28 protein-coding genes and 1 pseudogene are annotated in these 25,241 nt (G+C 58.4%); 7 read left to right on the top strand and 22 right to left on the bottom strand.

What is annotated here, in order from left to right; genetic code table 11:
• Window positions 1–26 precede the first annotated feature (26 nt).
• The 3 genes from yfcD to yfcF form a co-directional block, all read right to left on the bottom strand.
• Entirely contained in the window at window positions 27–578 is a 552-nt protein-coding gene (gene yfcD, locus KHQ28_RS15765; protein WP_002913197.1) for an NUDIX hydrolase YfcD, read from the bottom strand.
• A gap of 57 nt (window positions 579–635) precedes the next feature.
• A complete protein-coding gene (gene yfcE, locus KHQ28_RS15760) occupies window positions 636–1,187 on the bottom strand; it encodes a phosphodiesterase (RefSeq protein WP_004174991.1) in 552 nt (183 codons plus the stop codon).
• 62 nt (window positions 1,188–1,249) lie between these two features.
• Entirely contained in the window at window positions 1,250–1,888 is a 639-nt protein-coding gene (gene yfcF / locus KHQ28_RS15755; protein WP_009307378.1) for a glutathione transferase, read from the bottom strand.
• 180 nt (window positions 1,889–2,068) lie between these two features.
• On the opposite strand from yfcF, the gene yfcG reads away from it, so the two are divergent.
• From yfcG to KHQ28_RS15740, 3 genes are all read left to right on the top strand, one after another.
• A complete protein-coding gene (gene yfcG / locus KHQ28_RS15750) occupies window positions 2,069–2,698 on the top strand; it encodes a GSH-dependent disulfide bond oxidoreductase (RefSeq protein ID WP_004174988.1) in 630 nt (209 codons plus the stop codon).
• A 65-nt stretch (window positions 2,699–2,763) separates the two neighbouring features.
• Window positions 2,764–3,126 (top strand): dihydroneopterin triphosphate 2'-epimerase, encoded by a 363-nt coding sequence (folX, locus tag KHQ28_RS15745; RefSeq protein ID WP_002913200.1) that lies wholly within the window; start codon window positions 2,764–2,766, stop codon window positions 3,124–3,126.
• An 18-nt stretch (window positions 3,127–3,144) separates the two neighbouring features.
• Window positions 3,145–4,038 carry a TIGR01777 family oxidoreductase gene (locus KHQ28_RS15740; protein ID WP_032418614.1) on the top strand — a complete coding sequence of 298 codons (894 nt, stop codon included), beginning with the start codon at window positions 3,145–3,147 and terminating at the stop codon, window positions 4,036–4,038.
• Here the strand turns inward: KHQ28_RS15740 and KHQ28_RS15735 are convergent.
• A complete protein-coding gene (locus KHQ28_RS15735; RefSeq protein ID WP_004217247.1) occupies window positions 4,018–4,134 on the bottom strand; it encodes a hypothetical protein in 117 nt (38 codons plus the stop codon). The two genes, KHQ28_RS15740 and KHQ28_RS15735, sit on opposite strands and share 21 nt — an antisense overlap.
• Window positions 4,135–4,253: 119 nt before the next feature.
• Between KHQ28_RS15735 and KHQ28_RS15730 the strand changes: the two genes are divergently transcribed.
• Window positions 4,254–4,781, top strand: a complete 528-nt coding sequence (locus tag KHQ28_RS15730; protein ID WP_004140943.1) for a GNAT family N-acetyltransferase — start codon at window positions 4,254–4,256, stop codon at window positions 4,779–4,781.
• Between the two features lie 5 nt (window positions 4,782–4,786).
• On the opposite strand, the gene hisP is transcribed toward KHQ28_RS15730, so the two are convergent.
• The 5 genes from hisP to argT all read right to left on the bottom strand — a co-directional run bounded on the left by hisP (window position 4,787) and on the right by argT (window position 8,864).
• Window positions 4,787–5,560 (bottom strand): histidine ABC transporter ATP-binding protein HisP, encoded by a 774-nt coding sequence (gene hisP, locus KHQ28_RS15725; RefSeq protein WP_002913206.1) that lies wholly within the window; start codon window positions 5,558–5,560, stop codon window positions 4,787–4,789.
• A gap of 7 nt (window positions 5,561–5,567) precedes the next feature.
• On the bottom strand, window positions 5,568–6,284 hold the full coding sequence (hisM, locus tag KHQ28_RS15720; protein WP_002913207.1) for a histidine ABC transporter permease HisM: 717 nt from the start codon (window positions 6,282–6,284) through the stop codon (window positions 5,568–5,570).
• Window positions 6,281–6,967, bottom strand: coding sequence for a histidine ABC transporter permease HisQ (locus KHQ28_RS15715; RefSeq protein ID WP_002913208.1), 687 nt, complete (start codon window positions 6,965–6,967; stop codon window positions 6,281–6,283). Before KHQ28_RS15715 ends, hisM begins: the two co-directional genes overlap by 4 nt.
• Window positions 6,968–7,031: 64 nt before the next feature.
• Window positions 7,032–7,814 carry a histidine ABC transporter substrate-binding protein HisJ gene (hisJ, locus tag KHQ28_RS15710; RefSeq protein ID WP_002913209.1) on the bottom strand — a complete coding sequence of 261 codons (783 nt, stop codon included), beginning with the start codon at window positions 7,812–7,814 and terminating at the stop codon, window positions 7,032–7,034.
• 267 nt (window positions 7,815–8,081) lie between these two features.
• Window positions 8,082–8,864 carry a lysine/arginine/ornithine ABC transporter substrate-binding protein ArgT gene (gene argT / locus KHQ28_RS15705; RefSeq protein ID WP_032418613.1) on the bottom strand — a complete coding sequence of 261 codons (783 nt, stop codon included), beginning with the start codon at window positions 8,862–8,864 and terminating at the stop codon, window positions 8,082–8,084.
• A 40-nt stretch (window positions 8,865–8,904) separates the two neighbouring features.
• On the opposite strand from argT, the gene KHQ28_RS15700 reads away from it, so the two are divergent.
• A complete protein-coding gene (locus tag KHQ28_RS15700; RefSeq protein ID WP_004140952.1) occupies window positions 8,905–9,066 on the top strand; it encodes a hypothetical protein in 162 nt (53 codons plus the stop codon).
• A gap of 80 nt (window positions 9,067–9,146) precedes the next feature.
• Here KHQ28_RS15700 and KHQ28_RS15695 read toward each other — a convergent pair whose 3' ends face one another.
• The 10 genes from KHQ28_RS15695 to pdxB form a co-directional block, all read right to left on the bottom strand.
• A complete protein-coding gene (locus tag KHQ28_RS15695; protein ID WP_002913212.1) occupies window positions 9,147–9,716 on the bottom strand; it encodes a UbiX family flavin prenyltransferase in 570 nt (189 codons plus the stop codon).
• A gap of 135 nt (window positions 9,717–9,851) precedes the next feature.
• Complete coding sequence (purF, locus tag KHQ28_RS15690) at window positions 9,852–11,369, bottom strand: amidophosphoribosyltransferase (protein ID WP_019705512.1); 1,518 nt, start codon at window positions 11,367–11,369, stop codon at window positions 9,852–9,854.
• 33 nt (window positions 11,370–11,402) lie between these two features.
• Window positions 11,403–11,891, bottom strand: coding sequence for a colicin V production protein (cvpA, locus tag KHQ28_RS15685; RefSeq protein WP_002913214.1), 489 nt, complete (start codon window positions 11,889–11,891; stop codon window positions 11,403–11,405).
• Window positions 11,892–12,107: 216 nt separating this feature from the next.
• Window positions 12,108–12,794, bottom strand: a complete 687-nt coding sequence (gene dedD, locus KHQ28_RS15680) for a cell division protein DedD (RefSeq protein WP_032418612.1) — start codon at window positions 12,792–12,794, stop codon at window positions 12,108–12,110.
• A complete protein-coding gene (gene folC / locus KHQ28_RS15675; protein WP_032418611.1) occupies window positions 12,784–14,052 on the bottom strand; it encodes a bifunctional tetrahydrofolate synthase/dihydrofolate synthase in 1,269 nt (422 codons plus the stop codon). Before folC ends, dedD begins: the two co-directional genes overlap by 11 nt.
• A gap of 75 nt (window positions 14,053–14,127) precedes the next feature.
• Window positions 14,128–15,048: an acetyl-CoA carboxylase, carboxyltransferase subunit beta gene (gene accD, locus KHQ28_RS15670; RefSeq protein WP_002913220.1), complete on the bottom strand. Its 921-nt coding sequence runs from the start codon at window positions 15,046–15,048 to the stop codon at window positions 14,128–14,130.
• 185 nt (window positions 15,049–15,233) lie between these two features.
• The gene (locus tag KHQ28_RS15665) at window positions 15,234–15,893 is read right to left on the bottom strand and encodes a DedA family protein (protein WP_002913221.1); all 660 of its coding nucleotides are present in this window, start codon (window positions 15,891–15,893) and stop codon (window positions 15,234–15,236) included.
• Window positions 15,894–15,919: 26 nt separating this feature from the next.
• Entirely contained in the window at window positions 15,920–16,732 is an 813-nt protein-coding gene (gene truA, locus KHQ28_RS15660; protein WP_002913226.1) for a tRNA pseudouridine(38-40) synthase TruA, read from the bottom strand.
• Window positions 16,732–17,745 carry an aspartate-semialdehyde dehydrogenase gene (locus KHQ28_RS15655; RefSeq protein ID WP_002913227.1) on the bottom strand — a complete coding sequence of 338 codons (1,014 nt, stop codon included), beginning with the start codon at window positions 17,743–17,745 and terminating at the stop codon, window positions 16,732–16,734. Before KHQ28_RS15655 ends, truA begins: the two co-directional genes overlap by 1 nt.
• Window positions 17,746–17,808: 63 nt before the next feature.
• The gene (pdxB, locus tag KHQ28_RS15650) at window positions 17,809–18,945 is read right to left on the bottom strand and encodes a 4-phosphoerythronate dehydrogenase PdxB (protein ID WP_002913228.1); all 1,137 of its coding nucleotides are present in this window, start codon (window positions 18,943–18,945) and stop codon (window positions 17,809–17,811) included.
• Window positions 18,946–19,055: 110 nt separating this feature from the next.
• On the opposite strand from pdxB, the gene flk reads away from it, so the two are divergent.
• A complete protein-coding gene (gene flk, locus KHQ28_RS15645; protein WP_032418610.1) occupies window positions 19,056–20,033 on the top strand; it encodes a flagella biosynthesis regulator Flk in 978 nt (325 codons plus the stop codon).
• Window positions 20,034–20,119: 86 nt separating this feature from the next.
• On the opposite strand, the gene KHQ28_RS15640 is transcribed toward flk, so the two are convergent.
• Together KHQ28_RS15640 and fabB are read right to left on the bottom strand one after the other, a co-directional pair.
• Window positions 20,120–21,295 carry an MFS transporter gene (locus tag KHQ28_RS15640; RefSeq protein ID WP_004149211.1) on the bottom strand — a complete coding sequence of 392 codons (1,176 nt, stop codon included), beginning with the start codon at window positions 21,293–21,295 and terminating at the stop codon, window positions 20,120–20,122.
• A gap of 209 nt (window positions 21,296–21,504) precedes the next feature.
• On the bottom strand, window positions 21,505–22,725 hold the full coding sequence (fabB, locus tag KHQ28_RS15635; protein ID WP_002913291.1) for a beta-ketoacyl-ACP synthase I: 1,221 nt from the start codon (window positions 22,723–22,725) through the stop codon (window positions 21,505–21,507).
• A 158-nt stretch (window positions 22,726–22,883) separates the two neighbouring features.
• Here fabB and mnmC point away from each other — a divergent pair.
• Window positions 22,884–24,873: pseudogene (gene mnmC, locus KHQ28_RS15630) on the top strand (bifunctional tRNA (5-methylaminomethyl-2-thiouridine)(34)-methyltransferase MnmD/FAD-dependent 5-carboxymethylaminomethyl-2-thiouridine(34) oxidoreductase MnmC).
• Between the two features lie 61 nt (window positions 24,874–24,934).
• On the opposite strand, the gene KHQ28_RS15625 reads toward mnmC, so the two are convergent.
• The gene (locus tag KHQ28_RS15625) at window positions 24,935–25,216 is read right to left on the bottom strand and encodes a YfcL family protein (protein WP_002913338.1); all 282 of its coding nucleotides are present in this window, start codon (window positions 25,214–25,216) and stop codon (window positions 24,935–24,937) included.
• Between the last annotated feature and the right edge of the window lie 25 nt (window positions 25,217–25,241).

Below are 25,241 nucleotides of genomic sequence, written 5' to 3'. Positions count from 1 at the left end.
CGATTGCTGCCGCGCGTTTGCGATCTTTATTCGCGCTCGCTCTCTTCCGCATCATCATACTCATTACCGGCGTTGCGGGTCATCCACAGCGCCAGCGCTTTCAGGGAGTCCGGCGTGAACTCATCGCAGCGGGCGGTGATCTCTTCCGGCGTTAACCAGCACACCTCGCTGACCTCTTCTTCCTGCAGGGCGAACGGCCCGTGGGAGACGCAGCTGAACAGGCTTCCCCAGACGCGGCAGAATTTGTCTTCGTAATAAAACTGGCCGTGATCGGCAAACGGCACCCCGGCGATGCCTAACTCCTCTTCCGCCTCGCGACGGGCCGATTCCAGCAGCTGCTCATCAGCCTGCACGACGCCGCCAGCGGTGGCATCCAGCATGCCCGGATGAAAGTCTTTTGTCTCGGTGCGTCGCTGCACCAGAATTTTCCCCATTCCGTCATGAACGACGATATAGGTCGCCCGGTGGCGCAGGCACTGCGCGCGCATTTGCTCGCGGCTGGACTGTGCTATCACCTCATTGTTTTCATTAACAATATCGACCCATTCTGTGCTTGCCAAATGATTCTGTTCCGCCATCAGGAAACCTTACTTTAAATGCGCTCTCGCGGCGCGTCTTTATGATTGAGGGCTAAATTACGGGTAAATTGCAACCTCTGCAATAACCTGATTATCATTGAGTGCTAAAACCTGCAGCCGCCCCTGATCCAGCAGCCCATAGCTGGCGGAATATCCCCCTTTCGGGATACTCACTGAGCCGGGATTAAAGAGGTAAATTGCGCCGCGTTTTTCCGCGACCGGTATATGAGTATGGCCATATGCCAGGACATCGCCAGCGGCCAGCGGCGGCAGATTATCCGGACTATAGAGATGCCCGTGGGTCAGAAACAGGCGATAGCGTTCGCTAAGCACCTGCTGCCAGGGCGCGGTCATTGGAAAACGAAGCAGCATCTGATCCACTTCGCTGTCGCAGTTGCCGCGAACGGCAACAATGCGTTCCGCCACGCTGTTCAACCGCTCCGCCACCTCACCCGGCGCATACCCCTCAGGCAGCGCGTTGCGCGGACCGTGATTGAGCACATCGCCGAGTATGATCAGCCACCTGGCGCCGCTTTGCGCGAACCGTTCAAGCACGCGTTCCGTGGCGGGCAGCGAACCATGAATATCGGAGGCAAACATCAGCTTCATAGGTTCCATCTCCACTGGTTACGATGCCTCTATGATAGCGGAAGCGCGGCGGGTTATCAGCCTCAGCGTTTGGCGGAAAGCGCCACGTAACGCTGGATTGAGGCCCGCTGCCACTGGAAAGACGCATAATCAGCCAGCGCCTCCGGTACCTTATCGCCATTGAGAACCAGGCGATTGAGCATCAGCGCCAGGTCTGCGTCGGCAATAGACCATTCGCCAAATAAATTTTGCCCGCCGTGGGCCAGTAGCATGGTGGCGGTGGCAAACAGCTTTTCCGCAGATTGCCTGCCGGCCTCGCTGAGGTCCGGCATTTTCGCCCCGCCAAACACCACGGCGGTGGATCGCTCTTCACGAATTGGCATCAGATCGCTGCGCAGCCAGGCCTGGATCTGCCGGGCGCGGGCTCGTTTTTGCAGATCATGCGGGTAGATGCGCTCCCACTCCGGCGGCGCGAAACGCTCATCCAGATACTCGGTAATCGCCGAAGACTCACTTAGCGCGAAATCATCAACCTCCAGCAGCGGTACGCGACGGGTGGCGGCATAGCCTGTCCAGCCCGCCTGCAGATGTTCGCCGCGGTTCAGGTCGACGGTTTTAAGGGTAAAAGGCAGGCTTTTTTCCTGCAGAGCGACATAGACAGACATCACGTACGGTGAGAAAAAATCGGCATCGGACCACAGGGTAATGACAGGCTGGCTCATAGCTTCCTCAAGGGTGGTAGACAGGACAATAAGCCAACATAGCCTGTCTTACAGGCGATGTCACTGCTCGAGCGCGGACGACTCGTCGCCTGGCTGCCGGGTCGCTTGCGGAATTTCTCCCGGGTGGCGCAGCTTCACCTATACTCGAACAGTTTGCGACCCACGACGGCGGGAAATATTATGATCGATCTTTACTATGCACCCACCCCAAACGGCCACAAAATCACCCTGTTCCTCGAAGAGGCGGAGCTAGCCTATCGGCTAATTCGGGTCGATATCGGCAAAGGGGAACAATTTCATCCGCAGTTTCTGGCGATTTCGCCGAATAATAAAGTTCCGGCTATCGTCGACCACATGCCTGCTGACGGCGGGGCGCCATTGAGCGTTTTCGAGTCCGGCGCCATCCTGCTCTATCTGGCGGAAAAAAGCGGTAAGCTGCTGAGCGGCGAGCTGCGGGAACGCTACGTCACGCTGCAGTGGCTGTTCTGGCAGGTCGGCGGGCTGGGGCCGATGCTGGGGCAAAATCAACATTTTTCCCACTCCGCGCCGCAAACCGTGCCCTACGCTATTGAACGTTTTCAGGTGGAAACCCAACGACTGTATGGGGTGCTAAATCAGCGCCTGGGATGCAGCCCGTGGCTTGGCGGCGACCACTACAGTATCGCCGACATCGCCGCCTGGCCCTGGGTGAACTGCCATGTCCGACAGCGTATCGATCTGGCGAACTATCCGGCGGTGCACAACTGGTATGAGCGCATTAAGCAGCGGCCGGCAACGGCGGAAGCGATGTTAAAAATTCAGCTTTATTAACCCCCTGCTCGCCCGTCGCGCTTTGTTGTATGATTGCAGGACTTACACCACGGAGGAAGCCTGCAATGTCTCAACCAGACGCCATTATTCGTATTAAGAACCTGCGCCTGCGGACTTTTATTGGTATTAAAGAGGAAGAGATCGCCAACCGCCAGGACGTGGTAGTGAATGTAGCCATTCACTACCCTGCCGATAAAGCGCGCGACAGCGAGGACATCAATGATGCGCTGAACTACCGCACCATTACCAAGCGTATAATCAGCCATCTTGAGAATGGCCGTTTTTCGCTGCTGGAAAAATTAACTCAGGATGTGCTGAATATCGCATGCGAACATCACTGGGTCACATATGCTGAAGTGGAGATTGATAAACTTCATGCGCTGCGTTATGCCGACTCGGTGTCCATGACCATGAGCTGGCGTCGCTAACCATGTCAGGGAGGTGGTATGAAGATCCTGCTTACTGGTGGTACCGGCCTGATTGGCCGACATCTGATACCCAGATTGCTGGAGCTCGGGCATAGCGTCACGGTCTCCACGCGACATCCGGATACCGCCCGCGCCCGTCTCGATCCGCGCGTCACCCTGTGGCGCGATTTCGAGGGCCATCACCACCTCAATGACATTGATGCCGTCATCAATCTGGCGGGTGAACCCATCGCTGATAAACGCTGGACGGCCGAGCAGAAACAACGCTTGTGCCATAGCCGCTGGGATCTCACGCAGCGGCTGGTGGGCCTGATCCACGCCAGCGACACCCCTCCCTCCGTGCTGATCAGCGGGTCTGCCATCGGCTACTATGGCGACCTCGGCGAGGTGGTGGTGACCGAAGAAGAGCCACCGCACAATGAGTTTACCCATAAGCTGTGCGCCCGCTGGGAGCAAATTGTCTGCGAAGCGCAAAGCGAGCGCACCCGCGTCTGCCTGCTGCGCACCGGCGTGGTACTGGCTCCGCGGGGCGGTATTCTCGGCAAAATGACACCCGCCTTTAAGCTCGGCCTCGGCGGGCCTATCGGCAACGGCAGACAGTACCTGGCCTGGATCCATATCGACGATATGGTTAACGGCATTCTGTGGCTGCTGGATAACGATCTGCGCGGTCCGTTCAATATGGTTTCTCCCTACCCGGTGCATAACGAGCAGTTCGCCCATGCGCTGGGTCATGCGCTCCATCGACCGGCGATTTTCCGCGTTCCCGCCGCCGCTATCCGCCTGTTGATGGGGGAATCCGCCGTCCTGGTGCTCGGCGGCCAGCGCGCGCTGCCAAAGCGTCTGGAGGCCGCCGGCTTTGCCTTCCGCTGGTACGATCTGGGCGAAGCGCTAAAGGATGTGCTGAGTTAATGGCTGACACAGGGGAGCATTGGCTCCCCTGATTCCGTTCTGCTGGCTCATGCTCCACGCCTGGATGGCCTCACCCTGGCGCTGCAGCATCGCCATATTCAGGACAACCAGCGCCCTTAATCGCCTGAATTCACCGCCAGCCGGCCGGTTCACCGGTGTTACCTGGCAAAGCAAAGTGCTAAGGTAGGCTTTTCTTTCTGCGTATTGACTGCTTTATGACGACCATCACCACACCACGCCTTTCGCTTACCCGCTTTGTTACCGATGACTGGCCCTTTTTTCTGCGCCTGCGCCAGGATCCGCAGGTGATGCGTTTTATGGGGGAGGTGTTAAGCGAGGAGGCGCTGCGCAGCGTCTTCGTCAGTCGCTGTGCCGATCCCGGGGTGTTTGTATTGCGCGATAAATTCGGCGAGGCGCTGGGCGATATTGGGCTCCGCATCAGCCCGAAAAATCCGCACGAAGCTGACGTCGGCTACGCGCTGCTGCCTCAGGCTCAGGGAAAAGGCTATGCCAGCGAAGCGCTGCGGGCGGTCTGCGAGTATGGTTTCACCACCCTGGGGGTGCAGGCCATCAATGCCTGGGTGCTGGGTGAAAACCGTGGCTCATCGCGCCTGCTGGAGAAGCAAGGCTTTGTGCGCACCCAGGTGCTGGAGAAAGCCTATCATCTGAACGGCGTCGATTACGATGACTGGATCTATCGGCTGGAGCGGGAAGCTCATCCGGCGTCCGCAGACGCCGGATGAGCCGATTATTTCAGCGAACCTTTCAGAAACTGCTGCAGGCGCGGGCTTTTCGGCGCGCCAAACAGCGCATCCGGATGCCCTTCTTCTTCAATTTTACCCTGATGCAGAAAAATGACATGTGAAGAGACGTGGCGGGCAAAGCCCATTTCATGGGTCACCACCACCATGGTTTTTCCCTCTTCCGCCAGCTGCTGCATAATGCGTAACACTTCGCCCACCAGTTCCGGATCCAGCGCGGAGGTCGGCTCATCAAACAGCAGCACTTCCGGTTCCATCGCCAGCGCGCGGGCAATAGAGACACGCTGCTGCTGGCCACCGGAAAGATGCACCGGATACTTCGCCTGCTGACGTTCGTCTATCCCGACCTTGGCCAGATATTTTACCGCCCGTTCGCGCGCTTCCTGTTTGCTTAAGCCCAGCACCTGAATCGGCGCCTCCATGACGTTCTCCAGCACCGTCATATGGCTCCACAGATTGAAATGCTGAAACACCATGGTCAACCGGGTGCGCAGCAGGCGCAACTGGTTCTTGTCGGCCACCTTCAGCTGGCCGTCTTTATCCCGTACCAGACCAATATTTTGGCCGCTGACGACAATCGTGCCTTCGCTCGGTTTTTCAAGGAAGTTAATACAGCGCAAAAAGGTACTTTTTCCGGAACCCGATGAACCGATGATGCTGATAACGTCCCCGGCTTTCGCCTGCAGCGAGACGCCCTTCAGCACCTCGTGTTCCCCATAGCGTTTATGCAGATCGATAACGTTTAATTTATTGTCGGACATGGCGTTCTCAATGCGTCGAAGAAGGTTTGATATGCTGCAACCAGCGCTTTTCCGCTTTACGGAACAAGCTAATCAGCACATACGAGATAATTAAATAGAGCACCGCGGCGATGCCAAACGCGGTGAACGGCTGATAGGTGGCCGAGTTGATATCGCGGGCGATTTTCAGCAGATCCGGTACCGTAGCGGTAAACGCCAGCGCGGTAGAGTGCAGCATGAGGATCACTTCGTTACTGTAGGCCGGTAGCGCAATCCGCAGCGCGGAAGGCAGAATAATGCAGCGGTATAGTTTGACCGAAGAGAAGCCGTAGGCCCGCGCCGCTTCAATTTCTCCGGCGGGTACTGAGCGGATCGCGCCGGCGAAAATTTCAGTGGTATAGGCGCAGGTATTCAGGGTTAACGCCAGTACCGTGCAGTTTAGCCCGCTGCGGAAAAAAGCGTTCAACAGCTCCGTGCCTTTGACGATTTCCAGGGTATACATGCCGGAGTAAAAAACCAGCAGTTGCACATACAGCGGCGTGCCGCGAAATATGTAAGTGAACAGCCAGATGGGGAACTGGATAAACTTATTGCTCGAGACGCGGCCGATGGCCAGAAACACCGCCAGGATGCCCCCCATTACCACTGAAGAGATCAGCAACCATAAGGTAATCGCCACGCCGGTAAAGCGATAGCCGTCGGTCCACAGTAGTGATTTCCAGTACTCCTGAATAATTTCAATCACAGGTCAGCCCTCTTCACGCCAACGGTATAGCGGCGTTCGAGCAGCAGCAGTACGCCATTAGAAACGGTGGTAAACACCAGATAAATCAGGCCGCAGACGATGGCGAAGTAGAACGGCTGCCAGGTGCTTTTCCCGGCCAGCTGCGTGGCTTTGACCACATCCTCCAGCCCCAGCAACGAGACCAGCGCCGTCGCCTTGAGGATAACCTGCCAGTTGTTGCCTATCCCCGGCAGCGCGTAGCGCATCATCGCCGGGAAGAGAATACGCCGGAACGTCTGCCCGCCGCTAAAGCCAAAGGCGGTGGCCGCTTCGATATGCCCCTTCGGCACCGCAAGGTAGGCGCCGCGGAAGGTTTCCGTAAAATAGGCGCCATAGATAAAGCCGAGGGTAATAATCCCGGCGATCATCGGATCGATATCAAACTGGGCCATGCCCAGCGCATCGGTAACGCTGTTTAGCGCAATCTGCAGGCCGTAGAAAATCAGCAGCATCAGCACCAGATCGGGCACGCCGCGGATCAGAGTGGTATAGCCTTCAAACACCAGCGCCAGTGGACGGTTGCTCGATAACTTTGCGCCAGCGCCCGCCAGCCCAATCAGGACGGCGAGAACGACCGAGCTGAGCGCAAGCTCCAGGGTGACGAGCGCACCCTGCAAAATAACCTGTGAAAACCCATACAGCATGCTGCCTACCCTGTCTGTCATTCACCATTGCGCGCGAAACGCACGCAATGGCGAGGCGTGAGAATTATTCGCCGTATACGTTAAAATCGAAATATTTTTTCGCCAGCTTGTCGTAGGTGCCGTCCTTACGCATCTCTGCAAACGCCTTATTCAGCGCTTCACGCAGTTCGTTGTCTTCCTTACGCAGCCCCATACCGGTGCCAACACCAAACAGTTTCTCGTCTTTGATTGACGGGCCACCAAACTGGTAATCTTTACCAATAGGCTGTTTCAGGAACCCTTCGCTGGCCGCGACCTCATCCTGGAACGCGGCGTCGATCCGGCCGGCGGTCAGGTCGGAATAGATATTGTCCTGCCCCTGATAGGAGACAATTTCGATACCTTTCGGCGCCCAGTGCTCATTGCCATAGGTTTCCTGAGTCGTCCCCTGCAGCACGCCCACGCGCTTACCCTTGAGGGTGGCGAGATCCGGCGTTACCGGGCTGCCCTTTTTCACCACCAGACGCGAATCTGCCGCATACAGCTTGTCAGTGAAGGCAATTTCCTGCTGGCGCTTTTCAGTAATCGACAGCGAAGACATAATCGCGTCGATTTTCTTCGCTTTTAAGGAGGGGATCAGCGCATCCAGCGGGTTTTCAACAAAGGTACATTGCGTATTAATACGCTTACACAGCTCTTTTGCCAGATCGATATCAAAACCGACCAATTCTCCCTGCGCATTCTTCGATTCGAAGGGAGCATAAGTCGGATCGGTACCGATACGAATTTTTTGCGGGATGGCGGCAAAGACCGTGGAAACGCTGGAAAGGGCCAGCGCTAAAGAGAGAGACAACGCCAGTTTTTTCATAACTATCCTCGACAGACTGTCATTCTAACGGGTTTATTAGAACTATTTACGCCAGTTATCGTGCCATTATTCGCCCCTTAAGGGCAAAGATTTATGCACCAGAAAGGCCGATTTTTTGCATCAGAAACGCTTAACTATGCATTTTTTAGCCAAAAAACAGGCTGCTTTTGCACTGAAATGATCCACAGCGCGTTTAGATGCACCCTTTTGGGGCATGGATACGAACCTGGCGGCAGGCCCACCCCATTGTGCGGGCCTGCAGCAGTCTTAGTCGCCGTACACGTTAAAATCGAAGTATTTCTTCGCCATTTTGTCGTAGGTGCCGTCTTTACGCATCTCGCCCAGCGCTTTATCAAACGCGGCTTTCAGCTCAGCGTCGTCCTTACGCAGGCCGATACCGGTGCCGTCGCCAAAGTACTTTTTGTCTTTAACGGACGTGCCGGCGAAGGCGAAATCTTTCCCGGCAGGCTGTTTCAGGAAGCCTTCGCTGGCGGCGACTTCATCCTGCAGCGCCGCATCCAGACGGCCAGCTGCGAGGTCTGAATAGATCAGATCCTGGTTCTGGTAAGCCACCACGTCAACGCCCTGGCTGCGCCAGCGGTCGTTAGCATAGGCTTCCTGAGTAGAACCCTGCAGCACGCCGACGTGCTTGCCTTTCAGCGCCTCCAGCGTCGGCTGGATCGGCGACCCTTTGGCGGCGATCAGACGCGAGTCAGCGGCATATAGCTTGTCAGAGAAGGCGATCTCTTGCTGGCGCTTCTCGGTAATAGAGAGGGAAGAGATGATGGCGTCGATTTTCTTCGCTTTGAGGGAGGGGATCAGGGAGTCAAAATCACTGCCGACCCAGGTACATTTCACCTTAATTCGGGAGCACAGCTCATTGCCTAAATCGATATCAAAACCAACAAAGTCCCCTTTCGCGTCTTTCGACGAAAATGGCGCATAGGTCGCGTCAGTGCCAATGCGAATGCTCTGCGGCAGAGCAGCAAACACGCTGGCCGTGCTGCTCATTCCCACGAGTAAAGAGAGAGCCAGAATCGTCTTCTTCATACAGTACCCTTAAGTGTCGTGATGTGGTGCGTTGCTTGTTATGGTGATTGCCGATCAATCCTGCAGTTTTTGTGCCATCTTCCCGGTGCGTGCCGGGAACAGGGTTAAATTTGTTAAAATAAAGTTGCAGGATTGTCTTAAAAGGGAAGATACCAGCATTACTGGCGAAACCGCAGCGCCTGAGCGCAAAAAGACGAAATAAATGTCGAGGATTTGATCGCGGCAACAAATTTGCACCACCGCAGCGCAAGCGTACATTTCATGCACCACTATAGTGCGACACTAGGCCCCCTGCCAGCGGGTAAACAAGTCGTGCTCCAGACTAATATCAAATTGATCGAGTACCCGATTGACGGTCTGGTTGATGACATCGTCCAGGCTTTGTGGCCGGTGGTAAAAAGCTGGTACCGGCGGCATTATCACCGCCCCCAGCTCTGCGGCCTGAACCAGCAGACGCAGATGGCCCAAATGGAACGGCGTTTCCCGCACGCAGAGCACCAGCGGACGACGCTCTTTCAGCACGACATCCGCCGCCCGGGTCAGCAGGCCATCCGTATAGCTATGGACAATGCCCGAGAGCGTCTTCATTGAGCAGGGTAAAATCACCATCCCGGCGGTTTTAAACGAACCGGAAGAGATACTGGCGGCGATATCGCGGGCGTCATGCACCACATCGGCTAGCGCCTGCACCTCACGTACGGAGTAGTCGGTCTCCATGGCCAACGTCTGGCGCGCCGCCTGGCTGAGGATGAGATGAGTTTCAATATCCGGCACATCTCTTAGCACCTGCAGCATCCGCACGCCGTAAATGGCGCCGCTGGCGCCGGAAATGCCAATAATCAGTCGTTTCACGTTCTGTTACCCCTTGCGCGTGTGCCGCAGACTTTGCCGGATTATAGCCTCTGGCGCAACTATTGACGCACAGTTGAGGGGCGAAAAAAAGCCCGCCGTCCTTTAGGTACGGCAGGCCCGCGACGCGTGAACGGCTTAACCCTCGTTGTGCATCTCGAGGTTTTCGACTTCGTTCTGTAGCTGGACCGCTTTGGCATCATCGTTACGCAGGGAGTCAAGATAGTCGAGGTACTGCTGGTCGACATCCCGGGTCACATATATGCCGTTGAACACCGAGCATTCAAACTGCTGAATATCCGGGTTCTCCGCGCGCACCGCGTCGATCAGATCGTTGAGATCCTGGAAAATCAGGCCGTCGGCGCCAATGATCTGGCGGATCTCATCCACTTCGCGGCCATGGGCGATCAGTTCGTTGGCGGTCGGCATATCGATACCGTACACGTTCGGGAAACGAATTTCCGGCGCAGCGGAGGCGAGATACACTTTTTTCGCCCCTGCTTCACGCGCCATCTCAATGATCTGCTCCGAGGTGGTGCCGCGTACAATGGAATCATCGACCAGCAGCACGTTCTTATCGCGGAATTCCGCACGGTTGGCGTTGAGCTTACGGCGAACAGATTTACGACGCAGCTGCTGACCGGGCATGATAAACGTCCGGCCGACGTAGCGGTTCTTCACGAAGCCCTGACGATAAGGTTTGTCGAGAATGCGGGCGATTTCCAGCGCGATGTCGCAGGAGGTCTCCGGGATCGGAATAACGACGTCAATATCCAGATCTTCCCACTCGCGGGCAATCTTTTCGCCCAGCTTAGTCCCCATGTTGACGCGGGCGCTGTAGACGGAAATTTTGTCAATAAACGAGTCCGGACGGGCAAAATAGACGTACTCGAACAGGCACGGGTTGCTGACCGGATTATCGGCACACTGACGGGTATAGAGCTGGCCCTTCTCGGTAATATAGACCGCTTCGCCCGGCGCCACATCGCGCAGGAATTCAAAACCAAGCGTATCAAGGGCCACGCTCTCCGAGGCCACCATATACTCGGTGCGACCGTCGCCAACGTCACGTTTACCCAGCACCAGCGGACGAATGCCGTTAGGGTCGCGGAAGGCCACCATGCCATGCCCGATGATCATCGCCACGCACGCGTACGCGCCGCGGATCAGGCGGTTGGTCGCCGCAATCGCCGCGAAGATGTTGTCCGCTTCCAGCGGGTAGTGACGGAAGTTATCCAGCTCACTGGCGAAAATATTGAGGAGGATTTCGGAATCAGAGGTGGTATTGATATGGCGGCGTTTTTCTTCAAACAGCTTTTTACGCAGCTCGTGCGCATTGGTCAGGTTGCCGTTATGCGCCAATGTGATGCCATACGGCGAGTTAACGTAAAACGGCTGCGCCTCGGAGGCGCTGGAGCTGCCCGCCGTAGGATAACGCACGTGGCCAATACCCATATTGCCCTGCATACGCTGCATGTGGCGGGCCTCGAATACGTCGCTTACCAGCCCGTTAGCCTTACGCAACCGGAAGCAGTTGTTGGCATCAATGGTGATGATGCCAGCGGCATCCTGTCCACGGTGCTGGAGCACCGTTAGCGCATCATAAATCGACTGGTTAACCGGCATAACACCGGCGATACCGACAATACCGCACATACGTCTTTTCCTCGTTCAGCAACGACCCAAAGTCTATACTTTAGGCAAGAAACTTGACGAGCTTTGCAGGTATTCAAAAAACCATCTGATGACGGGGGTAAAATAGGGAATAAACTGCGACTGATGCCAGTCATCGCTCTTCGCCATCCCGGTAAAGGTGTCCAGGAAGAACAGGATAGCGGCGATGATCAGCACCCCACGTAGCGCGCCGAAGCAGATCCCCAATACCCTGTCGGTTCCTGACAAACCGGTCTTCTCCACCAGCTGGCCTATCACATAGTTCACGATAGCGCCAACGATGAGCGTCACGATAAACAGCGCCGCAATAGCAATCCCATTTCGAACCCGTTCATCCTCAAAGCCCGTAAACCAGACAGACAGGTCAGCGTAGTAATGGCTGGCGACATAAAACGCGCAACCCCACGTGACTAACGATAAAGCTTCGCGAACAAAGCCGCGGATCAGGCTGACCAGGCAAGAAAGACCCAGCACCGCCATAATGGCGTAATCAATCCAGACCATATACGTCCCACGATTTACGCCCTGTCGTCCAGTTCGGGGCGCATTCTAACAGAAAAAGAAAACGTTTGCGTAGGGATTTCCATGCCCTACAGAAATAAAAATGGCGCTGAAAAAACATTCAACGCCAGACTGCCTTTCGCCTCTTCAGGGCGGCTGAGACAGGGTTTGCGGGGCGTTTCTCCCCGCCACGTTCTCTCCGCATGGCGGAAAAAACAATCAGTTCGGGGTGAAGCCCATCACCACCCCGCTAAGCCCGGAGATCTGCTGCAGATCGCCCAGCTGGCCTTTCAGCTTGTCTTTTGACGCATCCGGGCCGACGAGGATGCGGGTAATTTTACCCTGTACCGGCGTCGAAGGCGACGTATAGACTTTGAAACCCGAGGCCCGCAGTTTACCGACAATCTCATTCACCTTATCGGCGTTCTTCAACGCGCCCAGCTGAACCACATAGGCTTTGCCGGTCGGCGCCGGCAGGGCCGCCTGCTGCTGCGGTGGCTGTTGCTGCTGTGGCTTAGCCGGCGGCGTTGGCGTCGAGGCCTGCTGTTGCGGCTGCGGTTTCGGCTGCGGCTTGGGCTGCGGTTTCGCGGCCACCACCGGCTCCTGAACGTCATCGAAGCTGTTGCTGTTCACCGGAATACGCGATGGATCTAACGATGGCGCGGCGGCATCGCCCGCCCGCACCTCTTCCGCCGCCCCTTCCGGCGGTTGCGAAGGCAACGCCTGGGTTGCCGCCGGCAACATATCCGGTTCATCGCGATCGCCTGGTTTCGGTACCAGCGGGATCGCGGCAAACTCATCCTGGTAATGCTTTTTCTGCCCGTCCAGCAGCCCTGGCAGGATAATCACCCCCAGCGCCACCAGCACGATTGTCCCGACTAAACGGTTCTGAAACTTACTCGCCACCGATTCTCCCCGCGTCTATCTCTTCCATAACCTGCGCTACGGTGTGAAACGAACCACACACCAGCACGGTATCTTCCACTTTAGCGTCAGCCATGGCCGCACGCCACGCCTGCGCCACGCTGCTATAGACTGTACCGCAGCGCAAATGTTCCACCAGCTGCTCTGCCGTCGCGCCGCGCGGGCCATCCAGCGGCGCGCAGTACCAGGCATCGACTTCCGGGGCCAAATTGGCCAACGTGCCGGCGATATCCTTATCATGCAGCATACCAATAACCGCCAGCACGCGTCCCGTTTTCGCTAACGTTTTGAGACGCCCGGCGAGATAGGCCGCCGCGTGCGGGTTGTGCGCCACATCGAGGATCACTCGCGGGGCGTCGCTGATTATCTGAAAGCGTCCCGGGAGCATCGCATCGCGGATCCCTGCGCGCAGGATAGCGTCATCCACGGCAAGCCCGCTGGCGCGCAGCGCCGCCACGGCCGTCGCCGCATTCGGCAACGGCACCTGAGGCAGAGGCAGGTGGCTTATCGCCCCTGCCGTATCGCGGAAGGACCATGTTTCGCCTTCCACCTCATAGCGCCAGTCGACGCCGCGGCGCTGGAGCAGCGCGCCCTTCTCGCTAGCCACTTCCGCGATGGTGAGCGGCATATCCGGCTCCCCCACCACCGCCGGTTTACCGGCGCGAAAGATGCCCGCTTTTTCCCGGCCGATACTTTCGCGATCCGGGCCCAGCCAGTCGGTATGATCGAGGGCGATGCTGGTGACCACCGCGACGTCGGCATCAACGATGTTGGTGGCGTCGAGACGCCCGCCGAGCCCGACCTCAAGGATCACCACATCCAGCTGCGCCTGCTTAAACAGCCATAGCGCCGAGAGCGTGCCGTATTCAAAATAGGTCAGCGAGATGTCACCCCGCGCCGCTTCGATTTCAGCAAACGAAGCCGTATGCGCCGCCTCCGGCAGTTCAGCCCCCTGAATGCGCACGCGTTCGGTGTAGCGCACCAGATGCGGAGAGCTGTAGACCCCCACTTTATAACCGGCCGCCATCAGGATGGTTTCCAGCGTGCGGCAGGTGGTGCCTTTACCATTGGTGCCCGCGACGGTAAAAACGAACGGCGCCGGTTTAACGATATCCATCTGCCCGGCGACCTCGCTGACGCGCGCCAGCCCAAGGTCGATGGTTTTACTGTGCAGATGTTCCAGATAAGAAAGCCACGTAGCCAGGGGCGACGTGGCCTGAGGAATAGGATCTTTTTCCATGATGCCCGTAAGAATTGACGGTTAACGCGTATGAATAAAAAAGGGCAGCGCCGCCAGGCCCTGCCCTCTGCTTTATCAGGCCTCAGGTTCCTGATCCGGTGCCGGCGGCACCACCACGCCTTCATGAGGCGCTTCCGAAACGGCAACCGGCGCCGGCAGGTTCATCAGCTTCGCCAGAATGCTGGCCAGCTTGAGACGCATTTCCGGACGGCGAACGATCATATCGATCGCCCCTTTTTCAATCAGAAACTCACTGCGCTGGAATCCCGGCGGCAGCTTCTCGCGTACGGTCTGCTCGATAACGCGAGGACCGGCAAAGCCGATCAGCGCTTTCGGCTCGGCAATGTTCAGATCGCCCAGCATCGCAAAGCTCGCCGATACGCCGCCCATGGTCGGGTCGGTCAGCACGGAGATGTACGGCAGTCCGCGCTCCTGCATTTTCGCCAGCGCCGCGGAGGTTTTCGCCATCTGCATCAGCGACATCAGCGCTTCCTGCATACGGGCGCCACCGGAGGCGGAGAAGCAGATCAGCGGGCAGTTATCTTCCAGCGCCTGCTCCACCGCGCGTACAAAGCGTGCGCCGACGACGGAACCCATCGATCCCCCCATAAAGGAGAATTCAAAGGCGGCGGCAACCACCGGCATCGCGTAGAGCGTACCTTTCATCACCACCAGCGCGTCTTTCTCGCCCGTCTCTTTCTGAGCGGACGCCAGGCGGTCTTTGTATTTTTTTGAATCGCGGAACTTCAGCACATCTTTTGGCTCAAGTTCGCTACCCAGTTCTACCAGAGAACCTTCATCCAACAGGCTATGCAGGCGATTACGCGCCGACATGCGCATATGGTGATCGCACTTAGGACAAACCTCCAGGTTGCGCTCCAGCTCGGCGCGGTAGAGTACCTGACCGCAGCTGTCGCACTTGGTCCATACACCCTCAGGAATGCTCGCCTTGCGGGTGGGAGTGATGTTGCTTTTAATTCGTTCAATCCAGCTCATTGATAACCTTTCTGCCTGAACCTGGTCGATGCCAGTTTTGTCGTAAGGGGCGCATAATGCCATTTTTGCCTCTTACAGACCATGAATGTTGCACATTAAATCATATCATCCCGGAACATGGGATAAAAAAGTGGTCAAACCGCTGCGCGTGACGCTCTGCACCGCCACGCGCAACACAGGCTAAACTACTTCGCCTGCTTCGCCGCCGCCCGCTTGTGGCGAATAATCTCAATCACGCCCGGCAGGACGGAAAGCACGATGATCGCCACGATCAGCAGCTTCAGGTTCTCCTGCACCACCGGCAAATCGCCAAACAGATAGCCGGCATAGGTGAACAGCAGCACCCACAGCAGCGCCCCAACCACGTTATAGGCTGCAAAATGACGATAGGACATATGCCCCATTCCCGCCACAAACGGCGCGAAGGTTCGGACTATCGGCACAAAGCGCGCCAGGATAATGGTTTTCCCGCCGTGACGTTCGTAGAAGCTGTGGGTTTTATCCAGATAGCTGCGACGGAATATCTTTGAGTTCGGATTGCTGAACAGCTTTTCGCCGAACAGCCGGCCAATGGTGTAGTTGACCGCATCGCCGACGATGGCCGCGATGACCATCAGCAGTACCATCAGGTGGACATTGAGATCGTTGGTTGGCAAGGCCGAGAGCGCGCCCGCGACGAACAGCAGGGAATCGCCCGGCAGGAATGGCGTCACCACCAGCCCGGTTTCGCAGAACAGAATCAAAAACAGAATGGCATAAACCCAGACGCCATACTGGGCAACCAGTTCGGCAAGGTGCACATCAATATGCAGGATGAAATCAATTAAAAAGTGAATCAAGTCCATGTTTGTCTTTACCCTTAATGACCCTATTAGTCCGCCAGAAACAGCGGGCCCATTGGCAGCACCGGTAAATCATAGTGGGCCGGGTAATCCACCGACACCAGATACAACCCTTCCGCTTTTGCCGTTGCCGCAGCGAGCGTCCTGTCTTTTGCTGCCAGCAGTTCTGCCATCCAGCTCTCCGGCTGGTTTCCGGCCCCGACCTCCATCAGGCTGCCTACAATATTCCTGACCATATGATGTACAAAGGCATTCGCTTTGATATCCACCACCACATACGCGCCGTAGCGGGTAACGTTAATATGCATCACGTTGCGCCACGGGGTACGCGACTGGCACTGTACCGCGCGAAACGAGGTAAAGTCATTCTCTCCCAGCAGACACTGCGCGGCGCGCTGCATACGCTCGGCGTCGAGCGGCTGGTGAAAATGCGTCACGCCATGACTTAACACCGCCGGACGCAGGCGATGATTATAGATGACGTAGCGATAGCGGCGCGCCGTGGCGCTGAACCGGGCGTGAAAATCCGCCGGTACATGTTTGACCCAACGCACCGCGATGTCACCAGGTAAATTCGCATTTACCCCCAGCGTCCAGGCGGCATCTTTCCGCTGCGCCCGGGTTTCGAAATGCACCACCTGGCCGGTGCCATGGACGCCGGCGTCGGTGCGGCCGGCGCAAAAGACGGTAATCGGTTCGTTCGCCACCTGCGAGAGCGCCTTTTCCAGCTTCTCCTGCACGCTGCGCACTTCGTTTTGCCGCTGCCAGCCGTAATATTTGCTGCCGTCGTACTCGATGCCCAGCGCGATTTTACAGATCGGCTGTTGCTCCATCTCAGACATCAGTACAGGTACTCCTCAATCAGCTTCTCGGCGATCTTCACCGCCATCAGCGCGCCGCCGAAGCGCACGTTATCCGCTACCGACCAGAACTGGATCTGCTCCGGCATACCGTAATCGTTATGCACGCAGCCGATGGAGAGGCGGGCATTGCCTGAGGCATCGCCAACCTGAGTCGGGAATTCGCCCTCTTCAGAAAGTTCGATATCCTCGCCGCGGGTAAAAGCGTCGCGCGCCTCCTCCGCCGCCAGCGGGCGCATCGCTTCGAAGCTCACCATCTGCGCATGGCCGTAGAAGACCGGCGACTGAACGACGCTGGCGGAGATCATCAGCCCGTCATCCTGAAGAATTTTGCGCGCTTCATCGACGATCCGGCGCTCTTCGCGCACGCTACCTTCACGATCCGGCAGCAGCGGCAGCATGTTGAACGCCAGCTGGCGACCAAAGAAATCGTCTTCATCGATAGGGATGCCGTTCAGCAGCTTAGCGCTCTGCCCCGCCAGCGCATCCACCGCTTTTTTCCCCTGCCCCGAGGCGGAGAGCAGGTTCGTGACGCTAATGCGCGACAACCCGCCCTGATCGATCAGCGGTTTGAGCGCCGTCAACAGCTGACTGGTCAGGCTATTAGGCACCGCAATCAGGTTGCGGTTGCGGTAATCGCCTAATACGAACGGGTTCACGTCCGGCACCACCAGCGGTACGTCCGGCTCCAGCGCAAACAGGCCGCTGAGATCGATAACCAGACACCCGGCGTTGGTCGCTTCTTCGACATACGCTGCACTGGCTTCGACGCCGGCGGCGAAGAAAGCCAGCTGGGCCTGGGTCCAGTCAAATTCGGCGGCGTCTTTGACGATCACCGACTTGCCACCAAAACGCAGATGTTCGCCCGCGCTGTCGTTGCGCGCCAGAGCAAAAATCTCTCCTACCGGGAACTGGCGTTCAGCAAGAGTTTCGAGCAGGGCTTCGCCTACGGCGCCCGTTGCGCCCAGTACGGCAATATTCCAGCCTTCAGACATGGTGGTTAACTCCAGAAATAAAGCGGCCCCGCCGGAGTATCCGGCAGGGGCATTAAGAAGACATTAACGAACAGGATGATGCACGGCGTTAAAACCGAGCTGGCGCAACAGCGTCGCCGCCTGCTCATCGCTGCACTGCACATACAGCGAAGACCATTCGCGACGTTCCTGATAATTTTTACGCAGCTTGTCGAATTCACCGGCGACGCCGGCCACCTTCCGCAGCGGCGCATCATCGCGGCGCACATCATACACCAAGTGGACCAGTCTTTTCAGCGTCGGCTGATCGAGCGGTCCATGCAGGGTAATGCGGCCAAATTCCGGCGCCGGCAGCAGAGTATCCAGCGCTACCTGCTGCGGATGGCCGATAAAGGCGCTGTAGGCTTCAAAAACCTGCGTCGTCCCGCGCGCTTTCCCTTCGAGGGTGTAGCCGGCGATATGCGCGGTACCGATATCCACTCGCTTGAGAAGCTCAACGTTTAGATCCGGCTCCGGCTCCCAGACGTCCAATACCACACTCAGCGGCTGACCAGCTTCCAGCCGCTTTAGCAGTGCGGCGTTATCGACCACCGGCCCGCGGCAGGCGTTGATCAAAATCGTTCCAGGCTTCAGGCGGCTTATCAGCGCCTCATCCGCCAGATGCAGGGTTTTATATTGCCCTTCTTTATACAGCGGCGTATGGAAGGTGATGACATCGGCTTCCTGGACCAGCGCCTCGAGGGAGCGGAAGTCACCTTCGTCGCCGCGATCGGCGCGCGGTGGGTCGCAGAGCAGAGTTTTGATCCCCAACGCTTCCAGGCGCTTTTGCAGTCGCCCGCCAACGTTACCGACGCCGACGATCCCGACGGTGCGATCGCGTAGCGCAAAGCCGTCGCGTTCAGCCAGCATCAGCAGCGATGAAAAGACGTACTCTACCACCGCAATGGCGTTACAGCCGGGCGCCGCAGAGAAACCAATCCCCGCCTGCTGCAGCCACGCCTGATCGACGTGATCGGTGCCGGCGGTAGCGGTGCCGACGAACTTAATGGCCTTGCCGGCGAGCAATGCTTCATTGACCCGGGTGACCGAGCGCACCATTAGGGCATCCGCATCGGTCAGGGCATCGGCCGGGACCGGACGGCCTGGGATCGCCTGCACGTCGCCTAAACGGCTAAAAAGCTCACGGGCATAGGGCATATTTTCATCAACGAGGATTTTCACAGTTCAGTACCTGTCTGAGAACGAGAGTTAACTGGGGAAGTGTGCCATAATCTGGCCGCCAGGCATACTCATCACCTGGTTCCAGCACCGCGATATCGAAAGGATGAATCATGACGCACCCCCTTGCTGATATGCCAGACCGTCCTCCAGGGCGAGGCCCATCAGGCACTGCCGCCACCGGCGAACCTTCGCTTTCCATGCAGCAACGCACCGTTCTGGAGCGACTGATCACGCGCCTGGTGGCGCTGACCTCGCAGCAGAACGCGGAAGTGTGGGCCTGCGTCAAACATGACCTCGGACTGAAAGGCGACTCGCCCCTGCTGGCCTGCCATTTCAGCGCCGCGGAGGCCAGTCTCAACCAGCGCTTAGCCGCCGCTCAGGATAATCATCATCATCGCCAGACCTCAGCGCAGCTCAGCGATCTGCTCGGTCAGGGCAATAACCGCCAGGCGGTGAGCGATTATATTCGTCAGCATTATGGGCAAACGGCGCTGCATGCCCTTAGCCAGACGCAGCTGGAGACCATTCTGCATCTGCTGCAGCATGGCCAGCTGTCGATCCCGCAGCCGCAGCAGCGCCCGCCGACCCTGCGCCCGCTGTTGCCAGCCGAGCATAATACGCTCAATCAGCTGGTGACTAAGCTGGCGGCCGCCACCGGCGAACCAAGCAAGCTGATTTGGCAATCCATGCTGGAGCTTTGCGGCGTCAAGTCCGGGGAGCTGATCCCGGCGACGCACTTCCTGCCGCTTTCGTACTGGCTGCAGGCGCGGCAAACGCTGAGTGCGCAAAGCGCGCCGACGCTCACCTCGCTGCAGGGAGCGCTCAAGCAGCCGCTGGAGGCCGCGGAGTGGCAGACAATTGTCGACTTCGCCCGTCGCAGCTGGCAGGTCACGCCGCGGACCACGCTGAGCCCGGCGCAGATCCTGGCGCTGCTGAACAAGGTGTTTGTGCTGCGGGTGGCCCGCGCCCAGGAGACGCTGGCCATCCCGCAGGAGGAGCCTGTCGCCAGGCGGACGTGGAGCGCTAAGCCGTGGCAGCTGGCGCTGGGCGCGGTTGTCCTGCTCCTTGTGCTGTGGCTCCTGCTGTAGCCCAGCAGCCACCGGCGGCGTTTACGGCTCCCCTTCATGCCAAACGCCGCGGTGTTTCCTACAGCGATTTCAGGCCGGACAATAACCTAGCGGCGAAATGAGATAAGGGTGACGAGGATCCCCAGCGCCGCGCAGAGGGCGCCGGCAAGGAACACCGACGAGTAGCCCAGCGAGGTCGCCAGCAGGCCGGTCAGCGGCCCGGTCAGGCCATAGGAGATGTCCTGAAAGGCCGCATAGCCGCCGAGCGCGGTGCCGCGCACCTGTGCCGGGACGCGCTTCACTACTTCCACGCCAAGTGAGGGGAAAATAAGCGAACAGCCGCACCCGGTCAGCGCCGCACCGGCCAGCGCCAGCCAGGCATTCGGCGCCAGTCCCAGCAGCGTCAGACCAACCGCCTCTATCAGCAGCGAGACCATCGCCACCTTAACGCCGCCAAACCGATCCGGCATCCAGCCGAACAGCACTCGCATCAGCACAAAGGCGCCACCAAACGCCGTCAGGGTAAAGCCGGCCATTGGCCAGCTATGGCTGGCGAAATAGAGGGAGACGAAGGTGCCGATCACCGCAAAGCCGACACCCTGCAGGCCCAGGCCAATGCCCGGCCGCCAGATCATGCCGATGACGCTCCAGAGTGAAGGCCGCTCGCCTCCGTGGGCCGCCACTTTGCGCACGGTACCGTTAATAAGCCAGGCGACGAGCGGTAGTCCCATGGTGACACAGGCCAGCACCGCCACGCCAAAATGGCTATAGATCAATAATCCCAGCGGGGCGCCCACCGCCAGCGAGCCGTACATCGCCATGCCGTTCCATGACATCACTTTGCCGGAACGGGCCGGTCCCACCAGGCCCATCCCCCAGCTCAGGTTTCCGGTCAGCAGCTGGCTTTCGCCAAACCCGAGGATCAAGCGGCCCAGCAGCAGCAGGCCGAGCCTGGCGAGCACCGGCAGCGGCAGCAGCGCAGCGGCCAGCCATGCCGCGCCCGCCAGGGCGCAGGCCAGCATCCCCTGCAGGACGGAACGTTTAGCGCCGTACTGGTCTGCCAGACGTCCGGCGTACCCCCGGGTCAGAACGGTGGCGAGGAACTGGATCCCTACCGCCACGCCAACCACGGTGTTGCCAAATCCCAGCTCCTGATGGACAAAGAGCGGGATCACCGGCAGCGGCAAACCAACGGTCATATAGGTCAAAAAGACGGCAAACGTAATACGGAAAAGCGAAAAATTCGCCGAAGAATTGGATGTTGTTTCAGTAACTGCGGACATGCATTACTCCAGATTCGCAGAGTAAGGCGAGCAAAGCGACACGCCCCCTCCACCTGATTATCAGGGTTAAGGCGCGTTGGTTGACGTTAAACGCTTACGCATTAGTGGAGAGACTAATGGATCCGCGAGCAGTGTGCCTGCGGGCTCTTACCCTGTCAAGATGACAAAAAAGGGGAGCCGGTGGCTCCCCTTTGCGCATCACATGCTGATTAGGCGTTGTATTTACGCATCACCAGCGTGGCGTTGGTGCCGCCGAAGCCGAAGCTGTTGGACATTACGGTGGTCAGCTTAGCGTCCGTCGGTTTGGTGACGATGTTCAGGCCAGCAGCCTGCTCGTCCAGCTCTTCAACGTTGATGCTCGGCGCGATAAAGCCGTGCTCCAGCATCAGCAGGGAGTAAATGGCTTCCTGTACGCCCGCCGCGCCCAGCGAGTGGCCGGTCATCGCTTTAGTTGCCGAAATAGCCGGGCTGTTGTCGCCGAATACTTCGCGGATGGCGCCCAGCTCTTTCACGTCGCCGACCGGAGTGGAGGTACCGTGGGAGTTCAGATAGTCGATCGGCGTATCAACGCCATGCATCGCCATCTGCATGCAGCGCACTGCGCCTTCACCAGACGGGGCGACCATGTCCGCGCCATCGGAGGTCGCGCCATAGCCGACGATTTCGGCATAGATGTGCGCGCCACGCGCCAGGGCGTGTTCCAGCTCTTCCACCACGACCATACCGCCGCCGCCGGCGATAACGAAGCCGTCACGGTTAGCATCATAGGTACGGGACGCTTTTTCCGGGGTGTCATTGTATTTAGTGGACAGCGCGCCCATGGCGTCGAATTCGCAGGCCATTTCCCAGCACAGCTCTTCGCCGCCGCCGGCAAAGACGATGTCCTGTTTGCCCAGCTGGATCTGCTCTACCGCGTTACCAATACAGTGGGCGGAAGTGGCGCAGGCCGAGCTGATGGAGTAGTTAACGCCGTGAATTTTGAACGGCGTAGCGAGGCAGGCGGAAACGCCGGAAGCCATCGCTTTGGTGACCACATACGGGCCCACGGCTTTCAGACCACGCGGGCTACGCATGGCATCGGCGCCGAAGACCTGGAATTTCGGGGAACCGCCGCCGGAGCCTGCGATCAGGCCGACACGCGGGTTATTCTGATATGCTTCAGGCGCCAGACCTGCGTCGGCAACAGCCTGTTCCATGGACAGGTAAGCATAGATGGAGGCGTCGCTCATAAAGCGCACTACTTTGCGGTCAATGAGGCCAGTGGTATCCAGTTTGACGTTGCCCCATACGTGGCTGCGCATCCCTGAATCTTTAAGCTCCTGAGAGAAAGTGATCCCTGAACGTCCTTCACGCAGAGATGCCAGGACTTCCTGCTGGTTATTACCGATGCTGGAAACGATGCCCAAGCCAGTAATCACTGCACGTTTCATTAAATACCTCTGTAAGTCGCACTATTTTAAGTTTCGTGTCGCACAATAGCGTACACTTGTACGCCGAACAAGTCCGATCAGACATTTTGTGTATAAATTTGCGCCCTCAGGCACACATCGTTAAGATCGTGCTACGCCTTGTGATTCGAGTAACTTACGTGAAACAAAACGCCATACAACCCGCCAACCTGGAATTCAACGCTGAGGGTACACCTGTTTCCCGAGATTTCGACGATGTTTACTTTTCCAATGACAACGGTCTGGAAGAGACTCGCTACGTTTTTCTCGGCGGAAATCGCCTGCCGGAGCGCTTCCCCAGCCACCCTCGCTCGCTGATGATCGTCGCGGAGAGCGGCTTCGGCACCGGGCTCAATTTCCTCACCCTCTGGCAGGCGTTTGACGTTTTTGTTCGTGATAACCCGGACGTTACCTTGCAAAGGTTACATTTCATCAGTTTTGAAAAATATCCGCTGAAGGCTGAGGATCTCCGCCTGGCGCACCAGCGCTGGCCAGAGCTGGCTCCGTGGGCGCAGCAGCTGCAGGCGCAATGGCCGTCGGCCTTCGGCGGGTGCCATCGTCTGCTGCTCGACGGCGGGCGGGTGACGCTCGATCTGTGGTTTGGCGATATCAATGAGCTGACCAGGGAGCTGGATGATTCGCTGAACCAGCAGGTGGACGCCTGGTTTCTTGACGGCTTTGCCCCAGCGAAAAATCCCGACATGTGGACTCAGGATCTGTTCAGCGCCATGGCGCGCCTGGCGCGACCCGGCGGGACGCTGGCCACCTTTACCTCCGCCGGTTTTGTCCGCCGTGGCCTGCAGGAGGCCGGCTTTACCATGCGTAAAAGCAAAGGCTTCGGCCGCAAGCGGGAGATGCTGACCGGCGAGATGGCGCAAACGCTGAGCTTTCCTGCGCGCGCCCCCTGGTTCGCTCGCAGTAGCAGCGATGCCCGCGAGGCGGCCATCATCGGCGGCGGGATCGCCAGCGCCCTGCTCTCCCTGGCGCTGCTGCGCCGCGGCTGGCAGGTGACCCTTTACTGCGCCGATGAGGCTCCAGCGCAGGGCGCCTCCGGCAATCGCCAGGGCGCGCTGTATCCGCTGTTAAGTCAGCACGATCCGGCGCTGGCACGCTTTTTTCCGGCCGCCTTTACCTTCGCCCGCCGAATGTATGACGCGCTGCCGGTGATGTTCGATCACCAATGGTGCGGTGTTACCCAGCTCGGCTGGGATGAGAAAAGCGCGCATAAAATCGCCCAGATGCTGGCGCTGAATTTACCCCCGGACATCGCCTGCGCGGTGACGGCGGAACAGGTTGCCGGGCTGACCGGCGTCGATACCGGCTGCAGCGGCATCACCTATCCGGCCGGCGGCTGGCTGTGCCCGCAGCAGCTCACCGCCGAGCTGCTGGCGCTGGCGGCCACGCGCGGACTGCACGTGCACTATGGTTATCCCGTCGAAACGCTCAGCGCGGAGGGCGATGGCTGGCTGCTCAATCAGCAGCGCTATCATCAGGCGGTGGTTCTGGCGAACGGCCACCGCATCACTGGTTTTGCGCAAACCGCCCAACTGCCGGTCTACCCGGTTGGCGGCCAGGTCAGCCATATTCCCACCACCCCGCGGCTTGCCGCCCTGCGCCAGGTGCTGTGCTACGACGGCTACCTGACGCCACAGAATCCGCAAAATCAGCAGCACTGCATTGGCGCCAGCTACCACCGCGGGAAAACCGACACCACCTTCAGCGAAGAAGATCAGCAGCACAACCGGCAACGGCTGATCGACTGCTTCCCGGGCGCGGAGTGGCCGCAGGACGTGGATATCAGCGCCAACGACGCTCGCTGCGGCGTGCGCTGCGCCCACCCGCGATCATCTACCGATGGTCGGCAACGTGCCGGACTACGCGGCAACATTGACGCAATACGCCAGCCTCCACGAACAGCCGGATGTCGCCGATAGCGCGCCGGTCTGTCGCAACCTGTTTATGCTTGGCGCGCTCGGGTCGCGCGGGCTTTGCACCGCGCCGTTAAGCGCTGAGCTGCTGGCGGCGCAAATGAGCGCGGAACCGCTGCCGCTGGATAGCGACACCCTGGCGGCGCTGAATCCGAATCGGCTGTGGGTGAGAAAACTGCTGAAGGGAAAAGCGGTGAAATAAAACCATGAGGGCAGGCAATTTCCCGGGTACGGCTGACGCCTGACCCGGGCTACAACATGGCTCAGGCCTGATTTTTCGCCTGTTGATACAGGTTATGCCACATCCCCTGCACCAGAATTTGGTCCGGCGGCGACAGTTCGCCAGCGCTGATGGCCTTCTCCAGGCTTTGGCTAACTCTGCTGTGTACCGCGTCAGCAGAATGCTCGCCCTCACCTTCCAGCTCAGCCACCGCCAGCGTCAGGTGGCCGCGCAGATAACCGCCGGCAAACAGTTCATCATCACTGGCGTGGTCTACCATGTTGTCAATCAGCGCCAGAATGCGTGATTCAAACTCCGCGATCATCATCTTACCTCTTGTCATGTAATGT

Source organism: Klebsiella sp. 28, assembly GCF_018223905.1.
Taxonomy (GTDB): Bacteria; Pseudomonadota; Gammaproteobacteria; order Enterobacterales; family Enterobacteriaceae; genus Klebsiella; species Klebsiella pneumoniae.
Note: the sequence above shows the minus strand (reverse complement) of the source record. Positions and strands in the feature narration are given on the sequence as shown.

Excerpts from the sequence above, each read along its gene's own strand:
- KHQ28_RS15730 (WP_004140943.1), top strand. The coding sequence starts at position 4,254 with ATGACGACCATCACCACACCACGCCTTTCGCTTACCCGCTTTGTTACC.
- cvpA (WP_002913214.1), bottom strand. The coding sequence starts at position 11,891 with ATGGTCTGGATTGATTACGCCATTATGGCGGTGCTGGGTCTTTCTTGC.
- KHQ28_RS15665 (WP_002913221.1), bottom strand. The coding sequence starts at position 15,893 with ATGGACTTGATTCACTTTTTAATTGATTTCATCCTGCATATTGATGTG.
- KHQ28_RS15715 (WP_002913208.1), bottom strand. The coding sequence starts at position 6,967 with ATGCTGTATGGGTTTTCACAGGTTATTTTGCAGGGTGCGCTCGTCACC.
- hisP (WP_002913206.1), bottom strand. The coding sequence starts at position 5,560 with ATGTCCGACAATAAATTAAACGTTATCGATCTGCATAAACGCTATGGG.
- yfcG (WP_004174988.1), top strand. The coding sequence starts at position 2,069 with ATGATCGATCTTTACTATGCACCCACCCCAAACGGCCACAAAATCACC.
- hisJ (WP_002913209.1), bottom strand. The coding sequence starts at position 7,814 with ATGAAAAAACTGGCGTTGTCTCTCTCTTTAGCGCTGGCCCTTTCCAGC.
- argT (WP_032418613.1), bottom strand. The coding sequence starts at position 8,864 with ATGAAGAAGACGATTCTGGCTCTCTCTTTACTCGTGGGAATGAGCAGC.
- yfcE (WP_004174991.1), bottom strand. The coding sequence starts at position 1,187 with ATGAAGCTGATGTTTGCCTCCGATATTCATGGTTCGCTGCCCGCCACG.
- KHQ28_RS15735 (WP_004217247.1), bottom strand. The coding sequence starts at position 4,134 with ATGGCGATGCTGCAGCGCCAGGGTGAGGCCATCCAGGCGTGGAGCATG.
- truA (WP_002913226.1), bottom strand. The coding sequence starts at position 16,732 with ATGTCTGAGATGGAGCAACAGCCGATCTGTAAAATCGCGCTGGGCATC.
- yfcF (WP_009307378.1), bottom strand. The coding sequence starts at position 1,888 with ATGAGCCAGCCTGTCATTACCCTGTGGTCCGATGCCGATTTTTTCTCA.
- purF (WP_019705512.1), bottom strand. The coding sequence starts at position 11,369 with ATGTGCGGTATTGTCGGTATCGCCGGTGTTATGCCGGTTAACCAGTCG.
- flk (WP_032418610.1), top strand. The coding sequence starts at position 19,056 with ATGACGCACCCCCTTGCTGATATGCCAGACCGTCCTCCAGGGCGAGGC.
- fabB (WP_002913291.1), bottom strand. The coding sequence starts at position 22,725 with ATGAAACGTGCAGTGATTACTGGCTTGGGCATCGTTTCCAGCATCGGT.
- yfcD (WP_002913197.1), bottom strand. The coding sequence starts at position 578 with ATGGCGGAACAGAATCATTTGGCAAGCACAGAATGGGTCGATATTGTT.
- KHQ28_RS15625 (WP_002913338.1), bottom strand. The coding sequence starts at position 25,216 with ATGATCGCGGAGTTTGAATCACGCATTCTGGCGCTGATTGACAACATG.
- KHQ28_RS15640 (WP_004149211.1), bottom strand. The coding sequence starts at position 21,295 with ATGTCCGCAGTTACTGAAACAACATCCAATTCTTCGGCGAATTTTTCG.
- folX (WP_002913200.1), top strand. The coding sequence starts at position 2,764 with ATGTCTCAACCAGACGCCATTATTCGTATTAAGAACCTGCGCCTGCGG.
- accD (WP_002913220.1), bottom strand. The coding sequence starts at position 15,048 with ATGAGCTGGATTGAACGAATTAAAAGCAACATCACTCCCACCCGCAAG.
- KHQ28_RS15655 (WP_002913227.1), bottom strand. The coding sequence starts at position 17,745 with ATGTCTGAAGGCTGGAATATTGCCGTACTGGGCGCAACGGGCGCCGTA.
- KHQ28_RS15740 (WP_032418614.1), top strand. The coding sequence starts at position 3,145 with ATGAAGATCCTGCTTACTGGTGGTACCGGCCTGATTGGCCGACATCTG.
- KHQ28_RS15700 (WP_004140952.1), top strand. The coding sequence starts at position 8,905 with ATGGTGATTGCCGATCAATCCTGCAGTTTTTGTGCCATCTTCCCGGTG.
- folC (WP_032418611.1), bottom strand. The coding sequence starts at position 14,052 with ATGGAAAAAGATCCTATTCCTCAGGCCACGTCGCCCCTGGCTACGTGG.